Annotated in this window: 15 protein-coding genes and 1 pseudogene; 10 read left to right on the top strand and 6 right to left on the bottom strand. The window is 55.5% G+C overall.

Annotated elements, in window-relative coordinates:
* Positions 1 to 4 precede the first annotated feature (4 nt).
* Positions 5 to 847: a hypothetical protein gene (locus OCH02_RS10465; RefSeq protein WP_261431171.1), complete on the bottom strand. Its 843-nt coding sequence runs from the start codon at positions 845 to 847 to the stop codon at positions 5 to 7.
* 216 nt (positions 848 to 1063) lie between these two features.
* On the opposite strand from OCH02_RS10465, the gene deoC reads away from it, so the two are divergent.
* From deoC to OCH02_RS10445, 4 genes are all read left to right on the top strand, one after another.
* Positions 1064 to 1744 (top strand): deoxyribose-phosphate aldolase, encoded by a 681-nt coding sequence (gene deoC, locus OCH02_RS10460; RefSeq protein ID WP_012006065.1) that lies wholly within the window; start codon positions 1064 to 1066, stop codon positions 1742 to 1744.
* 145 nt (positions 1745 to 1889) lie between these two features.
* Positions 1890 to 2654, top strand: a complete 765-nt coding sequence (gene deoR / locus OCH02_RS10455; protein WP_261431170.1) for a DNA-binding transcriptional repressor DeoR — start codon at positions 1890 to 1892, stop codon at positions 2652 to 2654.
* A gap of 969 nt (positions 2655 to 3623) precedes the next feature.
* Positions 3624 to 4919: an HAAAP family serine/threonine permease gene (locus OCH02_RS10450; protein WP_135315862.1), complete on the top strand. Its 1296-nt coding sequence runs from the start codon at positions 3624 to 3626 to the stop codon at positions 4917 to 4919.
* A 91-nt stretch (positions 4920 to 5010) separates the two neighbouring features.
* A complete protein-coding gene (locus tag OCH02_RS10445) occupies positions 5011 to 6378 on the top strand; it encodes an L-serine ammonia-lyase (RefSeq protein ID WP_261431169.1) in 1368 nt (455 codons plus the stop codon).
* 63 nt (positions 6379 to 6441) lie between these two features.
* On the opposite strand, the gene OCH02_RS10440 is transcribed toward OCH02_RS10445, so the two are convergent.
* A complete protein-coding gene (locus tag OCH02_RS10440; protein WP_167519893.1) occupies positions 6442 to 7647 on the bottom strand; it encodes a serine hydrolase in 1206 nt (401 codons plus the stop codon).
* Between the two features lie 465 nt (positions 7648 to 8112).
* On the opposite strand from OCH02_RS10440, the gene OCH02_RS10435 reads away from it, so the two are divergent.
* The gene (locus tag OCH02_RS10435; protein WP_261431168.1) at positions 8113 to 9480 is read left to right on the top strand and encodes a cystathionine beta-synthase; all 1368 of its coding nucleotides are present in this window, start codon (positions 8113 to 8115) and stop codon (positions 9478 to 9480) included.
* Between the two features lie 13 nt (positions 9481 to 9493).
* On the top strand, positions 9494 to 10639 hold the full coding sequence (locus OCH02_RS10430) for a trans-sulfuration enzyme family protein (RefSeq protein ID WP_261431167.1): 1146 nt from the start codon (positions 9494 to 9496) through the stop codon (positions 10637 to 10639).
* A 53-nt stretch (positions 10640 to 10692) separates the two neighbouring features.
* Here OCH02_RS10430 and OCH02_RS10425 read toward each other — a convergent pair whose 3' ends face one another.
* Positions 10693 to 11712 carry an isopenicillin N synthase family dioxygenase gene (locus tag OCH02_RS10425; protein WP_261431166.1) on the bottom strand — a complete coding sequence of 340 codons (1020 nt, stop codon included), beginning with the start codon at positions 11710 to 11712 and terminating at the stop codon, positions 10693 to 10695.
* Complete coding sequence (locus OCH02_RS10420; RefSeq protein ID WP_261431165.1) at positions 11657 to 11893, bottom strand: hypothetical protein; 237 nt, start codon at positions 11891 to 11893, stop codon at positions 11657 to 11659. The genes OCH02_RS10425 and OCH02_RS10420 overlap by 56 nt, the downstream gene beginning before the upstream one ends.
* 112 nt (positions 11894 to 12005) lie before the next feature.
* Between OCH02_RS10420 and OCH02_RS10415 the strand changes: the two genes are divergently transcribed.
* The 4 genes from OCH02_RS10415 (at position 12006) to corA (ending at position 15148) form a co-directional block, all read left to right on the top strand.
* Positions 12006 to 12662 (top strand): HAD family hydrolase, encoded by a 657-nt coding sequence (locus tag OCH02_RS10415; protein WP_261431164.1) that lies wholly within the window; start codon positions 12006 to 12008, stop codon positions 12660 to 12662.
* Between the two features lie 250 nt (positions 12663 to 12912).
* Positions 12913 to 13533, top strand: a complete 621-nt coding sequence (locus OCH02_RS10410) for a glutathione S-transferase family protein (protein ID WP_261431163.1) — start codon at positions 12913 to 12915, stop codon at positions 13531 to 13533.
* A gap of 203 nt (positions 13534 to 13736) precedes the next feature.
* Positions 13737 to 14156 (top strand): GNAT family N-acetyltransferase, encoded by a 420-nt coding sequence (locus OCH02_RS10405; protein WP_261431161.1) that lies wholly within the window; start codon positions 13737 to 13739, stop codon positions 14154 to 14156.
* A gap of 11 nt (positions 14157 to 14167) precedes the next feature.
* On the top strand, positions 14168 to 15148 hold the full coding sequence (gene corA, locus OCH02_RS10400; RefSeq protein ID WP_261431160.1) for a magnesium/cobalt transporter CorA: 981 nt from the start codon (positions 14168 to 14170) through the stop codon (positions 15146 to 15148).
* A 40-nt stretch (positions 15149 to 15188) separates the two neighbouring features.
* Here the strand turns inward: corA and OCH02_RS10395 are convergent, their stop codons facing one another.
* Together OCH02_RS10395 and speB are read right to left on the bottom strand one after the other, a co-directional pair.
* Positions 15189 to 16571 (bottom strand): sodium:solute symporter, encoded by a 1383-nt coding sequence (locus tag OCH02_RS10395; RefSeq protein ID WP_261431159.1) that lies wholly within the window; start codon positions 16569 to 16571, stop codon positions 15189 to 15191.
* 73 nt (positions 16572 to 16644) lie between these two features.
* A pseudogene (gene speB / locus OCH02_RS10390) lies at positions 16645 to 17578 on the bottom strand (agmatinase).
* Positions 17579 to 17649 lie beyond the last annotated feature (71 nt).

Raw genomic sequence — 17649 nt, 5'->3', positions numbered from 1 at the left:
GCTATCACACCACCCCGGTTGTCACGCAGAACTCACGCGTTTTCCCCGCCCCAATCATCATTCTCGAGTGTTCACCCTGCCCTTGCGGACTGCAGGTGGCCGGCTGAATGAACCTGAACAGGCGCTGATTTCCCTGCTGTGTAATGCGGCGCAGGCCATAATTGAACTGCTCGGTGGAGAAACGCGTAACATATCGCCTCCCCTTCGACGCCAACATATAGAACTCAGCCTGATCAACATACAGTGACAAATCGTCCGAGCACTGTAGCCCTTCTTCGATGATGCTCCCCGGTGGCATCAGCGCCGGCGTCGGCAGGTTCTGCCTGAACACCGCTGCGGGAATACAGCCGTAGTTAAGCTGGCAAACATAACTTAGCGGCAGGGGGCGGTCGGCAAGGTTAGTGATTTGCATATCAATGGATAATTGAGCACTCTCCGCCGTCAAACGGACCGCCGGACGCAGCCGACAATGTTGATGGGCAGATTCCCCGCAGCCGTAAAGCGTCAGCGTATCGCCCTCAACCTGCAACCAGACAAGCTGCATGTCTAATAATGCCCCCCCCTGAGGTGACCAGGGGGAATGAAAGGCAACATGGCCCTCCGACTTACCCCCGAGAGTTTTGTCACTGCGACGACCCGACTTCAACGAGTAACCATCAAAATCAGCATCCCAAATCGTCAGCGCGCGGTAAGGCAATACTCGCAGCGAGCCACGGCGGTTTGCCAGCGTCAGCATCGGCCCTGCGGCTTCACAGCTAAAAGCGGTGACTACAAAATCCGCATTGCGGAAAACTTCATACGGTTGCGCTCCGAACTGTTCTGGCGCCAAATTTATTATCATATCCATACTTTTCCCCCTGGGTGTTCACGTGAGTTTTCCCGTGACCAACGCCTAAAATGTTACTTAAATAACATTTACCTCACCCCATGTTATACGTTAAACAGCCAAAAAACGATGATCTGGCATTCATTTTTAAACATCACTATGTTTACCGCCAGTTAAATGTTATTATTATAACATTACTCACATCCTGCTTTGATAAAACCTTAATAAGGAATCGAGATGACTACCGAAAACATTGATTACGCCCGCTATGTCGATCACACCCTGCTGGCTATGGATGCCACTGAAGAGCAAATCGCCAAACTGTGTGAAGAAGCGCAGCAACACAACTTCTACGCCGTCTGCGTTAACTCTGGTTACGTGCCATTGGCTGCGCACCTGCTGCAAGAAAGCGAAGTGAAAATCTGCTCGGTGATTGGTTTCCCGCTGGGTGCCGGCCTGACGGTAACCAAAGCTTTCGAAGCTAAAGCGGCAATTGCTGCCGGTGCGCAGGAAATTGACATGGTGATCAACGTGGGTTGGCTGAAAAGCGGCCTGCTGGATGAAGTTAAAGCCGACATCGCCGCTGTGCGCGAGGTTTGCGCGGCGATCCCGTTGAAGGTAATATTGGAAACCTGCCTGCTCAGCGATGCGCAGATCGTTCAGGTTTGTGAAATGTGTCGCGAACTCGATGTGGCCTTCGTTAAAACCTCTACCGGCTTCAGCACCGGCGGTGCTCGTGAAGAGCACGTCAAACTGATGCGCGCGACGGTGGGCAGCGAGATGGGCGTTAAAGCATCCGGCGCCGTGCGCGATCGCGCAACCGCCGAGAAGATGATCAAAGCAGGTGCAACGCGTATTGGCACCAGCTCTGGCGTAGCAATCGTTTCCGGTGATCAGGCTGCTGCCGGCAGCTACTGATAACCTGAGGCGTCTGGGTACCGGGCGCACGCCGTGATAATCTGATGCGGGGTAATAAGTTCAGCCGATGGCTGGGCCGCTATTACCCCGCATTTGTGTGTTCAGCCCTGATGAAACTTTCTTAACCCTGTGGGAAGACAGACAGATGGAAACGCGGCGCGAAGAACGTATCAATCGATTAATGCAGGCGTTAAAGCGCTCTGACAAGATCCACTTAAAAGAAGCCGCCGTCCTGTTGGGCGTGTCAGAAATGACCATTCGCCGCGATCTCAGTGCAGAACCGGCGGCCGTGGTTCTGCTGGGCGGTTACGTGGTGGCCGACCCCCGCAGCAACGGCGTGACCCACTATTTTGTTTCCGACCAAAAAGCCAAGCAGGTCACGGAAAAACGCCGTATCGGCCTGCTCGCCGCGCAGCTTATCAGTGAAAACGACACCGTATTTTTCGACTGCGGCACCACTACGCCGGCGATCATCGACGCTATCGCTGACGACCTGGTCTTCACCGCGGTCTGCCACTCACTGAATACCTTCCTGGCATTACAGGACAAACCGAACTGCAAGGTGATCCTGTGCGGCGGCGAATTCAAGCCGAACAACTATATATTCACCGCCGTCGGCCGCCACAGCGAGCTGGATCATATCTGTCCCAATATCGCCTTTATCTCCGCCGCCGGTTTGAGCCTGCAGCATGGCGCAACCTGCTTTAACTTTGATGAACTGGAGATGAAGCACCGGGCGATAACAATGTCACAACAAAAAATCCTGGTGGCCGATCACAGTAAATTCGGCAAAACCAAACCCGCCTGCATCGGACCATTGACTCAATTCGACCGGGTGATCACCGATCGCCAGCCTGACCCCGAGTTTGCGGAGTTTTTCAGCGAAAACGCGATCGCCATCCGTTTTTAATCTGCACCCTGCCGTCGACCCCGGTCGGCGGTGCTCTTCAATCCTCCTGCTATACCGGCAAAATATTGGACAAATAATGCGCAACTGATTCGATTGTTTTATTATCCCTACCCGAAAGCAGGTTAATAAATTGAAACAGTTTTGCAGGCTTATTCCTTCTGCGCAGATAAATCTTGCGCGATATTACTTCCGCACTCTGCATAACAACGCTTTTATATGATAAATCGCAGTAACGTCCGTACGATAAATATCAACAATTTCGCAACCCATAAGCTTTAAATATAACCAATCCAGCTTATTCATATGATGAATGATTAAGCATTTTTATCCGCTAGCCACTTAACTAGTTTACCCGCGTTATTAGCTGGATAATTTTAATAAACAAATTAAAAACAACAAGTTAAGATGAATTTCGCGTTAAATCGCAATGTGATCTGCGTCACTAAAACCGCTTATTGCGGGTTTTTAGCTAGATCCAAACCCACGCTTAAAATATATTGCTCGACTTGCTGATAACGGCAGCGTTTTATCTGGTTACAGATTGTTCATACCAGATAAACTCTGAAACATTGATGAGAGCGCGTTCAGCACGAAATTTTACACAAGCGCGCAACATATGCATGAAAAACCAATATAAAAGCAGTTAGCCGCACACATTACGCATTTGAGAGCATGATCACGGTTGTTTCTACTGTAAATCGTTATCTTGCCGCCAACGAAAATCGGCAGGCAATGACCTTCCGGCAGCAGTACCGATACGATGCCCACTACAGGCTAAATATCATTTGATTAATTATCCGGCATCGCTGCCAAAGGTAATTAGCCTATTAAACAACCAGGGGGACGCCAACACTCCCCGCAAGCAACATCTGATTCTTACCGATGCCGCCATCTGATATTGCGTCATTCGGATTTAACCTTAAGTTTTGCCTTTAATTTTAAATTAGCGTGTTCACTTCGGAGATATTTATGGACACTACACAGACCGGCACTATTGCCTCTGCGGCTTCTGGCTCTACCAGTACCTGGCGTAAAACCGACACCATGTGGATGTTGGGCCTGTACGGCACCGCGATTGGCGCGGGCGTTTTGTTCCTGCCAATCAACGCCGGTATCGGTGGTTTGATCCCCCTGATCATCATGGCCATCATTGCGTTCCCGATGACCTTCTTTGCTCACCGTGGCCTGTGCCGCTTCGTTCTTTCCGGTAAAAACGCCGGTGAAGACATCACCGAAGTGGTTGAAGAACACTTTGGTATCAGCGCCGGTAAGCTAATCACCCTGCTCTACTTCTTTGCCATCTACCCCATTCTGTTGGTTTACAGCGTCGCCATCACCAACACTGTCGACAGCTTTATTACCCACCAATTGGGTATGACCTCACCGCCACGTGCCATTTTGTCGCTGATTCTGATTGTCGGCCTGATGACCATCGTGCGTTTCGGTGAGCAGGCTATCGTGAAGACCATGAGTATCCTGGTGTTCCCGTTTGTCGCCGTATTGATGCTGCTGGCTGTGTACCTGATCCCGAATTGGACCACCGCTATCTTCGATAACGTTTCTCTGTCTGGCGCAGGCACGGGGATGGGTCATGGTCTGGTTATCACCCTGTGGCTGGCGATCCCGGTGATGGTGTTTTCCTTCAACCACTCACCAATCATCTCTGCCTTTGCCGTCGCCAAGCGTGAAGAGTACGGTCAGGAAGAAGCCGAGAAGAAATGCTCTCGCATTCTGGGCTTCGCTCACATCATGATGGTGTTGACCGTCATGTTCTTCGTGTTCAGCTGCGTGCTGAGCCTGTCGCCGGAAAACCTGGCGGAAGCCAAGGCACAGAACATCTCCATTCTGTCTTACCTGGCTAACCACTTTAATAACCCGATGATTGCCTACATCGCGCCGGTTATCGCCTTTATCGCCATCACCAAATCGTTCCTCGGCCACTACCTGGGCGCACGTGAAGGCTTTAACGGTCTGATCGCCAAGTCGATGAAGAGCCGTGGTAAAACCATCAGCACCAACAAGCTGAACCGTATCACCGCCCTGTTTATGCTGGTGACCACCTGGATTGTCGCGACCCTGAACCCAAGCATCCTCGGCATGATTGAGAACATGGGTGGCCCAATCATCGCCATGCTGCTGTTCCTGATGCCGATGTACGCTATCCGTAAAGTGCCGGCCATGCGCAAATACAGCGGCCACATCAGCAACGTGTTCGTAGTCGTGATGGGCCTGATCGCCATCTCCGCAATCCTGTACAGCTTCTAATCAAGACCAGCCGGCGCTATCTTGCGCCGGCTTTTCTGCACGGCCCCCTTTCCTGCATTAACGCCTAACACCTGAAGAAGGAGGCGAGACCATGGTCAGCGTTTTCGATATTTTCAAAATTGGTATTGGCCCGTCCAGCTCTCACACCGTCGGCCCGATGAAAGCCGGCAAGCTGTTCGTCGATGAATTGATTGCCGGCCAGCAGTTATTGGATACCACTCGCGTGGTGGTGGACGTCTACGGTTCGCTGTCACTGACCGGCAAAGGTCACCACACCGATATCGCGATTATTATGGGTCTGGCGGGTAACCTGCCGCACGACGTTGATATCGACGGTATCGCCGGTTTTATCCGCGACGTTGAGCAACGCGGCCGTCTGCTGCTGGCCAAGGGCCACCACGAAGTGGATTTCCCGCTGCAAACCAGCATGAATTTCAACAGCGATAATTTACCGCTGCATGAAAACGGCATGCGTATCAGCGCCTTCGCCGGTGAACGACTGTTACACAGCAAAACCTATTACTCTACCGGCGGCGGTTTTATCGTCGATGAAGAAAACTTCGGCCTGGCTGCGGCCAATCCGGTTCAGGTGCCCTTCCCGTTCAGCTCGGCGCGAGACTTGCAGCAACACTGTAAAGACGCCGGCTTGTCGCTGTCGGGCCTGGTGATGCAAAACGAACTGGCACTGCACAGCAAGGCCGAGATCGACGCTCACTTCGCCGACGTCTGGCAGGTCATGCGTGCCGGCATCGAACGAGGTATGAACACCGAAGGCCTGTTGCCCGGCCCGATGAAGGTTCAGCGCCGCGCCGCGGCCCTGCGCCGCCTACTGGTAACCGGCGACAAGAACAATATCGACCCAATGAACGTGGTTGACTGGATCAACATGTTCGCCTTTGCCGTCAACGAAGAAAACGCTGCCGGTGGCCGTGTGGTCACTGCGCCAACCAACGGCGCCTGTGGCATCATCCCGGCGGTGCTGGCCTATTACGACCAGTTTATTCGCCCGGTAAATCCAAACTCCTACAGCCGTTATTTCCTGACGTCTGGCGTGATCGGTGCGCTGTATAAGATGAACGCTTCAATCTCCGGTGCCGAAGTAGGCTGTCAGGGCGAGGTGGGCGTCGCCTGCTCAATGGCCGCAGCAGGGTTGGCAGAATTGATGGGCGGCAGCCCGGCACAGGTTTGTATCGCGGCTGAGATCGCCATGGAGCACCACCTGGGGCTAACCTGCGATCCGCTGGCCGGTCAGGTTCAGGTGCCCTGTATCGAACGTAACGCGATTTCCGCGGTGAAGGCGGTCAATGCCGCACGTATGGCACTGCGCCGCACCAGTGAGCCGCGCGTGTGCCTGGATAAGGTGATCGAAACCATGTATGAAACGGGCAAAGACATGAACGCCAAATACCGCGAGACATCGCAAGGGGGATTGGCGATCAAGGTAGTGGCCTGTAACTGATAAAAAATGAGGGCGCAATCATCAATGACGGCGCCCTCTTCTTAAAGCTTATTGCTGTAACCCTTAACCAAACACGCTACCGAACCACTGGGTCAGCTTCATCATCACCATGTCCCAGATACGGCTGAAGAAGTTACCTTCTTTCACTTCCTGCATCGCCACCAGCGGATATTGCTCAATGGTTTTGCCGTCGAGCTGGAAATCAATGGTGCCGACCACCTGATTTTTTGCCAACGGTGCTTCCAGCGTCGGCTGATTCAGCTTGTAGCTGGCCTTCAGGTTTTTCATCTGGCCTTTCGGGATAGTGACAGCTGCATCTTTCGCTACGCCCAATGGCACTTCGCCGACGTCGCCAAACCACACTTTCTGGGTCACAAACGGCTTGTCAGTTTTGATTGGCGTGGCGGTTTCGTAGAAACGGAAACCCCAGGTCAGCAGTTTCTCACTCTCGCTAAAGCGGATACGGTCGCTTGGCGCGCCCAGCACCACCGAAATCAAACGCATTGGCCCGTCAGTGGCGGAAGCCACCAGGTTATGTCCGGCGCCACCGGTATAGCCGGTTTTAATGCCATCGACGCTCAGGTTGGTGCTCCACAACAGACGGTTGCGGTTAACCTGACGAATTTTATTGAAGGTGAACTCTTTTTCTTTGTGCAGTGCGTACTCATCCGGCACATCCCGGATCAGCGCCTGGCTGAGCAGCGCCATATCACGCGCGGTGCTGTACTGCCCTTCCGCATCCAGGCCGTGCACCGTCAGGAAATGGGTATTCTGCAGGCCCAGGGATTTGGCGTAGTTGTTCATCAAGCCAACAAACGAATCCTGGCTGCCCGCGACGTAATCAGCCAACGCGATGCTGGCATCGTTACCTGACTGAATAACTATGCCCTTGTTCAGTTCCATTACCGGCACCTGATCGCCCGGCTTGATAAACATCAGCGAGGAGCCGCGCAGCGCCGGGTTGCCGGTCGCCCAGGCGTCCTTACCGACGGTCACCATATCCTCAGGTTTAATCTTGCCGGCCTTGATTGCCTGGCCGATCACATAGCTGGACATGATCTTGGTCAGGCTGGCGGGATCGAGACGGGTGTCGGCATTGCCTTCTGCCAGGATTTTACCGCTGTTGTAATCCATCAGCACGTAGGCCTTGGCGTCCACCTGCGGAGCCGCCGGCGCTTCGGCCGCCTGGACAACAGGCACTGCCAGCAACAGTATGCTGACGCTAAAAGTTAATTTTTTCAGGGTGGTAGGTAAGTTTCTTTTCATCATGACGTCGCCAGAGTGTCCATTCAAATCATTGAAATAGCGTTAACTTTCAAACATATTCACGTTTTCAGCCAACCAGCGAGAGTGGCCCGGCACGCATTTACCAACCGCAAATTCCCTGCGGCCCCATGACGGGTGAGCGGCGTACCGAAAATGCCCTTGCTGTGAGTTTATTAGATTCATCTTATTTTTGCAGGGTTTAGCATGAATTTTCATCATTTTTACATAACTGTACGCTGTTACGCGTAATTTGGATAAAAAGCCAGCCGTAAGTGTTTTTTTTATACTCCCCACCGCTACACGGCTACACATCTAAACCGCCGCACATCTGCGCTTCCATACGTCCAAATTGGATTAATATATTCCAAAAATGCATATTGAACGGTTATTTGTTCTTTTTAATACGCTTATTGGCAGCGCTATCATCCAGATAACGGCTTTTAAACCGAATTATCTTGGAGGCAACCCATGGCCATACCCCATTCCGTCATCGATATGATCGGCAATACTCCGATGCTGGAACTGACCCAGTTCGATACCGGCCCCTGCCGGCTGTTCGTCAAACTGGAGAATCAAAACCCCGGCGGTTCGATCAAGGACCGCGTGGCACTCTCGATGATCGAACAGGCGGAGCGTGATGGCAGCCTGCAGCCAGGTGGGACCATCATTGAAGCCACCGCCGGCAATACCGGCCTGGGGCTGGCGCTGGTCGCCGCCCTGAAGGGCTATAAATTGCTGCTGGTGGTACCGGACAAAATGAGCCGAGAGAAGATTTTCCATTTGCGCGCTCTGGGTGTGGAGGTTTTGCTGACCCGCTCCGACGTGGGCAAGGGCCACCCGGCTTACTACCAGGACTATGCCAAACGTCTGGCGCGTGAGATACCCGGTGCGTTCTATATCGATCAGTTTAACAACCCTGCCAACCCGGCGGCCCATTCCCGCACCACCGGCCCGGAACTGTGGCAACAGATGGACCATCAGGTGGACGCTATCGTGGTTGGCGTCGGTTCCGGCGGCACGCTGGGCGGCCTTAGCCACTATTTTGCCGACGTGTCGCCGCAGACCGAATTTGTGCTGGCTGACCCCGCCGGTTCAATTCTGGTGGACTATCTCGATAACGGCCAGATCGGTGAGGCCGGCAGTTGGCTGGTGGAAGGCATCGGTGAGGATTTTGTCCCGCCGTTAAGCGACTTCAATCAGGTGCGCAACGCCTACCGCATCGGTGATGCCGAGGCCTTTACTACCGCACGCGACCTGCTGCGCAAAGAAGGCGTGCTGGCCGGTTCGTCCACCGGCACCCTGTTGGCCGCCGCGCTGCGCTATTGCCGGGCGCAGACGGAACCCAAACGGGTGGTCACCTTCGTGTGCGACAGCGGCAACAAATACCTGTCTAAAATGTATAACGATCACTGGATGCTGGAACAGGGCCTGTTGAGCAAACCGCAGCATGGCGATCTGCGCGATCTGATCGCCTACCGCCATGACGAAGGCGCGGCAGTATCGGTGGCATCGGAAGATACCCTGGCTATCGTCCATGCCCGCATGCGGCTGTATGACATTTCGCAGCTGCCGGTGTTGGAGGGCGATCGGGTGATCGGTCTGATCGACGAGTGGGATCTGCTGAATGCCGTGCAGGCAGACGCCGAGCATTTCAGCCTGCCGGCCTCCCGCGCCATGACCCATTCGGTCAAAACCTTGCAAAAAGAAGCCAGCTATCAGGATTTGCTCGCCACCTTCAACCACGGCCACGTGGCGGTGGTGCTCGACGGCGAACGTTTCCTCGGTCTGATTACCCGCACAGACGTGCTTAACGCCTGGCGCCAAAAATTACGTTAATAAGGATGATTGTATGGCCAAGTTTGATACGTTGACCGTTCACGCCGGTTATACCCCGGACGCTACCGGCGCAGTGATGCCGGCCATTTATGCCACCTCCACCTATGCCCAACCGGCACCGGGGGAACATACCGGCTATGAATATTCGCGCAGCGCCAACCCAACACGCACCGCGCTGGAGAGCGCCATCGCCGAACTGGAAGGCGGCAGCCGCGGCTACGCTTTTGCCTCTGGTCTGGCAGCCTGCTCGACAGTGCTGGAACTGCTCGATCAGGGCAGCCACCTGGTGGCGGTAGACGATCTGTACGGCGGGACCTATCGCCTGCTGGAAAAGGTACGTAGCCGCACTGCCGGTCTGCGGGTTACCTATGTTTCCCCGGCGGACATTACCGCACTGGAGCAGGCGATCGAGCCGGATACCAAAATGATCTGGGTGGAAACGCCGACCAATCCGCTGTTAAAGCTGGCGGATCTTGGCGCCATCGCGGCGATCGCCAAAAAACACGGTCTAATCAGCGTGGCGGACAACACCTTCGCCTCACCCTATATTCAACGTCCGCTGGAACTCGGCTTTGACGTGGTAGTGCATTCCGCCACCAAATACCTCAATGGCCATTCCGACGTGGTAGCCGGCGTGGCTGCGGTAGGGAATAACCCGGAACTGGCCGAACAGTTGGGTTTCCTGCAAAACGCGGTAGGTGGCATTCTCGATCCGTTCAGCAGCTTCCTGACGCTACGCGGTATCCGCACGCTGGCGCTGCGCATGGAACGCCACAGTAACAGCGCCTTGCGTATCGCCCAGTGGCTGGAAAGCCAGCCGCAGGTAGAAGAAGTCTACTATCCAGGCCTGCCGAGCCATCCGCAGCATGGGTTGGCGGCCAGGCAGATGAGCCACTTTGGCGGCATGATTTCGGTGCGCCTGAAAGGTGATGATGCCTTTGCTCGCCGGGTGATCAAACGTTCAAAACTGTTCACCCTGGCAGAAAGCCTGGGTGGTGTGGAAAGTTTGATCAGCCAACCGTTCAGCATGACCCATGCGTCGATCCCGCTGGAGCAGCGGCTAAAAACCGGCATCACGCCACAGTTACTGCGTCTGTCAGTGGGTATTGAAGATGCGGAAGATCTGATCGCCGATCTGCAGCAGGCGCTGGCGGAGTAATGGCCCACTACGAAGAAACATCGAGAGGCCTGGCAACCCGCCAGGCCTTTTTGTCAGGCAATAACATCCTGATAATAGCGCTGCGCCACGTCGGGATGAGAGCGGATCCGTCCCTTCAGGTAGTTAAAGCCCACGTCTCGCAACAGCGGATTATGCGGATCGCTGGCTGGACCACGCGCCTGGGCCATCAGAGCTGCCGGTAGCTGATACAGCGGCACCACGGCATCCAGTCGCGCCCCGAGGAAGAAGGCAATCGACAGGCGCTCACTGCCCGCCGGCGGCGTCTCAACCCGGTGCACCGTGGCACGCAGATAGCCGTTGGTTGCCAACTCCAGCAGTTCACCGATGTTGACCACAAAGCTGTCTTCAAGCGGCTCGGCGTCAATCCACCTTCCTTCGTCAACTTCAACCTGCAAGCCTTTTTGCCGGTCCTGCAACAGGAAACTGAGAAAACCGGAGTCTTTATGCGCCCCCACCCCTTGCCCGCTGGTGGTCGCATCCCGCCCCGGATAGCGGATCAGTTTGATATGTTCATTGGGTTTGTCGCCGTAGAGTGAATCAAACGCCTGCTCCGGTAAAGAAAGTGCCTGGGCAAAAGCGCGCAACAGACGCAGCGACATGGCCGTCATCGCCTGCTGCCACTGCAACAACAACGGTTTGAGCGCGGGCAACGCCTCAGGCCATTGATTCGGCCCCTGTAAACGCGCCCAACACGGAGTCTCATTGGCCAGTTGCAGCGCAGGACGCTCCGCGCCAATATCGAACTGTTCACGCCAGTCAGGCTGTCCGCGCGTCAGTTCTGCCGCCGCTCGGTTATAACCGCGAAAATGCGGCGAATGCACCATCTGCACCGCCAGCTTGTCCGCTTCCGGCAGCGCAAAAAACTGCCTGGCATGCTGCTGCAGTTGAGCATTCAACCTGTTATCCACGCCGTGTCCGCGCAGATAGAAAAAACCTACGTCACGTGCGGCCTCACGTAGCCCATCAAGAAATGCCTGCCGCTGTCGCCCGTCGCCGTCAAGCTGCGAAAGACTCAGCTGCGGCAGCGTCTTCAACGTCAGTGGTGGCGTCATTATCCTGCTCCTCTTCCTCTCCGACAAAAACCGGACCGCTATAAAGGCGAATGATCAGCATCGTTAACTCCTGGATGGCCAGTGCATTGGCCCTATAGTTACCACCCCGCCAGAGACGCCAGCCAATATTGTTGCGTTCTAAGTTATGCAAAGATTCAACAAAGCGTCGCAAAACTGTCATCAAGGTTTCTTATGCTCTGCGCAATTTGTTTGCCGCCACTGGCTGGCGGCTTACGCTATCCGCTATTCTGTATACACCCCCATTTCACTCCCTGCCTGCCGGAGAAATACTGATGGATTTAGCCTTATTCGACCTGGATGAAACCCTGATTGATGATGACAGCGCCAGCCTGTGGATGCGCTGGTTAGTCACCGAGGGGTTTGCGCCGGCGGAACTGGAACAGCAGGAACAGCAACTGATGCAGCTCTATTATCAGGGCAAGCTGTCGATGGAGGATTACATGCAGGCCACGCTGGCCCCGTTGGCCGGCCTGAACACCCAGACGGTGGCCGGTTGGGTGCAGCGTTATATCCGCCGCGATATTCTGCCGCGGGTCTATCCCGCCGCCCGTGAACGACTGCTGTGGCACCGTGAGCGCGGCGACTGCATTTTGGTTATTTCCGCCACCGGCGAACATCTGGTCGCGCCGATAGCCGCACAGTTGGGGGCCGACGGCGCACTGGCGATTGGCGTTGAGGTGCAAGACGGTCGCTTCACCGGTAACACTTACGGCACCATGACTTACCAACAGGGTAAGGTGACTCGCCTGAAGAAATGGCTGGCTGAACACCCGGAGCTGAGCTTTGAACACAGCCACGGTTACAGCGACTCCCTCAACGACAAGGCGATGCTGGAGTACGTCGATAGCGCTACGGTGATCAACCCGGACACCGAACTCAAGGCGCTGGCGGTGGAACAGGGTTGGGAAATTTGCCGCTGGGAACGTTAAATGGCAACCTGGTCGGCAAAAAATGCCTTCCGGTGTGACAACGCCCCCATTGTGGCGTACGAATAACAGCTTAGAGCCTATCCCAGTAGGCGTTATTGTCGCAGCCAGTTTGGACACGGACAGCGCGGAAAAACCGCAGCGTACACGAAGTACGTGAGGATTTTGAGCACTGCCCAGGGGCAAAATGGCAAGTAAGATAGCCTAATGGGATAGGCTCTTAGGTTAATTCACCCGTATAAAGAGGCGTTCTATGCTGACCATTTGGGGTCGTGAAAATTCGAACAACGTCAGGAAAGTGCTGTGGTGCGCCGCAGAACTGGAGCTGAACTACAGCCATATCAATGCCGGTGGCGCATTCGGCAAGGTGAACGATGAGCTCTACCGTTCATTAAACCCGAACGGCCTGGTGCCGTTGCTGCAGGACGATGACTTCGTGCTATGGGAATCCAACACCATAGTGCGCTATCTGGCGGCAAAGTTTGGCAGTGCGCCATTCTACCCGCAGGATCTACAGGCCCGTGCCAGCGCTGAGAAATGGATGGACTGGACCACCGCCACCATTGTCAGCCACTTTAGCGTGGTGTTCTGGGGCCTGGTACGCACCAAGCCGGAACTGCGCGACATGGCCAAGATTGAAGCGGCGATCGCCGCGTTGGAAAAGCACTTCGACATCGTGGAAGACACCCTGGGCCGCCAGCCTTATCTTTCCGGCGAGTCATTCGGTATCGGTGACATTCCGCTTGGCAGCTTTGCTTACGCCTGGTTCTCTATGCCGATTGAGCGCCAACCCCGCCCGAACATGGAACGCTGGTACCAACGGTTAACCACGCGTCCCGCTTATCAGCGCGGCGTGATGAGTGAATTGACCTGAGTTTTCTGCGCCCCTGTCGGGGCGCTATTATTTCTCCGCCCGTTGCCGGAACGTCACCTTGAAGTCATCCAGCCCTGCTTGGCGGCCCCGCCCCCGCCGCCCGTAACGCCCCCAGTGTGCTGACTCCAATGTTTATATTAAATTTCAACATGTTGCCTTTTCCGTGGACTGTGCTTAAGTTAAGGGTTCACCAAGGAGGAAACATGAACATCACCGTTACCGAAATACCTGACGAAGAGACCCTCAACGTTATCCGTTTGGGGCTGCGAGCCCATAATAGTCCGTATATTGACCCTACCCAACGCAAACCCCTTGCCGTCTATAGCAAGGATGAAGCCGGTCGGGTGGTCGCAGGCTTGACCGGTGAGACCTGGGGCAACTGGTTGAGCGTGGAATGGTTGTGGGTGGATGATTCGCAGCGCGGCAGCGGGTTAGGTCGCAAGGTGGTCCTGGCGGCGGAACAGGAAGCCAAGGCGCGGGGTTGTCGTTATGTTCGCCTGGATACCTTCAGCTTTCAGGCGCGACCTTTCTACGAGAAACTCGGTTACCAACTACAGATGACGCTGCAGAATTATCCGGTTGAGCACGAATGTTACGTTCTCACCAAAACTCTTATTGAATAGCAGGTGGCTTGATGGAAACCGCAACCATGGTTGTGAATTGCGTGGCGTACAAAGCCGGTCAACGGCTGGGCGAAGTGACCATTGATGATATCAGCGAAGTGGTCAAACAGCCGGACACCTTCGTCTGGCTCGGGTTGTGGCAGCCGGAAGACGCCTTTATGCGCAAGGTTCAGGAGGAGTTTGGACTGCACGATCTGGCGATTGAGGACGCGCTTTGCGCCCACCAGCGGCCCAAGCTGGAAGCCTACGGCGACTCGTTGTTTATCGTGATTAAAACTGCGCAGTGGGGCCAGGACGAAGTCGAGTACGGTGAAACCCACTTCTTTGTCGGCAAAAACTTTCTGGTCACGGTGCGTCACGGTGATTCGCCCAGCTATGCGCCGATCCGTCTCAAGGCCGAGGAAAACCACAAACAGATGTGCCGTGGGCCGGGCTTTGCCTTGTATTCGGTGATGGACTTTGTGGTTGATAACTACCGCACCGTGGTGGCGAAGTTCGAGACGGAGATCGAAGCCATCGAAGCCAACATGTTCAAATCCGAGTTTGATCAGGCCGCCATTGAGAACGTCTATACCCTGCGGCGCCACCTGCTGGCGTTGCGCAATGCTGCGATGCCGATGGACGAAATCTGCAATCAGCTGATTCGCCTGCATGAAGAGGTGATCCCGAAAGAGCTGCGCGCCTACGTGCGAGATGTGCAAGACCATGCGCGCCAGGTAGTCAGCACTATCGACGATATGCGCGAAATGCTGACCAACGCCATGCACGTCAACCTGGCGCTGGTCACGGTGAAACAGAACGAAGTGGTAAAACGACTGGCGGGATGGGGGGCAATACTGGCGATCCCAACGGTAATATTCAGCCTGTACGGCATGAACTTCGCCAATATGCCGGAACTGAAATTCCCCTGGGCCTATCACACCATCCTCGGGGTGACCGCCGTCGGCTGCTTCTTCCTGTATCAAAAACTGAAGAGATCCGGCTGGCTGTAGCGGGTAATGGGGCGACCTGCCACAGCCCCATGGTTACCCATTATTCCGGCTGTACCTGCGGCTGAGAACTTGGCCGGGTCAGCAGGCTGCCAATCAGAAAGGCCGCCCCGCCCGCCAACAGACCGCCGCAGATTGGGCTGTTGGCCTCAATGCCGTGATAATACATCAGCACCAATACGCTCAGACTGCCGGTCAGCATGCTGGCGATAGCACCGGTGCTGGTGGCACGTTGCCAGAAAATCGCACCGATCAGCGGGATCAACATACCGCCCACCAACAGGTTATAGGCCAGCGTTAGCGCCATCATCACGTCGCGCACCACGAACGCCAGCCCCAACATAATGCAACCCATGACAAACGTCGTGAATCTCCCGGCCGCCAGCCCACCGGAGGGCCGCTTGCGAATAGCCGGCAATACATCCTCCAGCGCGATGGTTGACGATGCCAACAAACAGGCACTGGCCGTCGACATCAGCGCCGCCAACGCCGCCGCAGCCACCAGCCCGCTAACGCCCGGCGGCAGCACCGCCTGAGCAATGGCGGCAAAGGCGCCGTCGGTATTGGTCAGTTGCGGCAGTACCAACTTGCCGGCCATGCCAATCAGAGCACCGGCCACCCCATACAGCACGCAGTACACCCCAGCCCCCAACCCGGCGTAGCGAGCAATATTGGTGCTACGGGCGGTAAATACCCGCTGCCAGATATCCTGACCAATCAGAATGCCGAAGAAGTAGATCAGGAAGAACACCAGGATGGTATCGAGCCCGATCGACGACAGCTGGTAGTAACTGTCCGGCAGCAGGTGACTGAATGCCGCCCAGCCACCGGCCTTGACGATGCTCATCGGCATCAACACCAGCATCATGCCGACGGTCATGATGATAAACTGGATGATGTCGGTTAGCGTCAATGACCACATGCCGCCCAGCGTGGAATAAAGCACCACCAAACCGCCGCCGAGCAGAATTGATGCGGTGAACGACAACTCAAACATCACCTGCATCACACTGCCGATAGCAATAATCGAGGTAACGGCCACCATCAGGTCATAAGCCAGCATAATGGCACCGCTGGTGACCCTGGCGGCCGGATGATAGCGCCGCGCCAACACCTGGCTGACGGTGTAGAGCTTTAGCTTGAGCAAGGGTTTGGCCAACACCATGCTCAATACGACAATCCCCGCCCCCAGCGCACCACACAGCCACACGCCCGAGATCCCGTAGGTGTAACCCAGCTTAACGCTGCCAATGGTAGACGCCCCGCCAAGCACTACAGCGGACAGTGTACCCAGGTACAAACAGGGCCCCAGATTGCGGCCAGCCACCAGATAATCTTCCTTGGTGGTGGCCCGGCGAACGCCAAGCCAACCCACCGCCCCTATCACCAAAAAGTAAAACACTACTACCAGCAGGTCGAGATTCATCGGTCACTCCGCATGCTTGTTATTATTCGGTATCAGGCGCAACGGCTCCGCCGATCGGGTTATCGCCGTCGCCTTATTGCGACGGCAGTACACACAGCATTTCAAACAACAGGTTAGCCGCCAGTAGCGCGGTGTTGCCGGAACGATCGTAAGGTGGAGAAACCTCCACCACGTCACTGCCGACCAGGTTCAGCCCCCGGCAGCCTCTGACAATTTCCAGGCCTTGCCAGACCGACAGCCCGCCGACCTCCGGCGTGCCGGTGCCCGGAGCAAATGCCGGATCCAGGCCGTCGATGTCGAAACTGAGATAAACCGGTGCATTGCCCATCTGTTCGCGCACTTCCTCCATCAGCGGTGCCAACGAGCGGTACCAGCAGGCTTCTGCCGGTACCACGCGGAACCCCTGCTTGCGCGACCAATCGAAATCATCAGCCTCATAGCCGCTGCCGCGCAGGCCAATCTGAATGACCCGTTGTGGCTGTAATAACCCCTCTTCAAAGGCCCGCCGGAAAGTCGTCCCGTGCGCCAACTTTTCACCAAACATCTCTTCGTTGGTGTCTGAGTGAGCATCTACGTGAATCAAGCCGACCGGGCCATATCGGCTGGCCATGGCGCGCAGCACTGGTAACGTCAGCGTGTGGTCGCCCCCCAGCGTCAGTGGAATGCAGCCGTGGGCCAGAATACCGTTATAGGCCAGCTCAATGCGGCGAACGCTGTCTTCCAGGCTATAAGGATTGATGGCGACATCCCCCAGGTCGGCAACCTGCAGCCGTTCAAAAGGTGCGGCAGCGGTGCCCATGTTGTAAGGACGGATCATCACCGACTCTTGCCTGATTTGCCGCGGCCCATAGCGCGTGCCACTGCGGTTAGACGTACCAATATCGAGGGGAATACCGACGAAGGCCGCATTCAGCCCCCCGTGCATCGTCGGCGACGGGGAGCCGCATCATGGTGGGGATGCCGGCAAAACGCGGCATATCGTTACCGCTTTGGGGTTGATTCAGCATGATCTTTCCTTATTCGGCCGTTAGATAATTTCAACATTTGGATAACAAATACAGGCTACCCGCCACCTGAC

The organism is Serratia quinivorans (assembly GCF_946227985.1).
Classification (GTDB): domain Bacteria; phylum Pseudomonadota; class Gammaproteobacteria; order Enterobacterales; family Enterobacteriaceae; genus Serratia; species Serratia quinivorans_A.
Note: the sequence above shows the minus strand (reverse complement) of the source record. Positions and strands in the feature narration are given on the sequence as shown.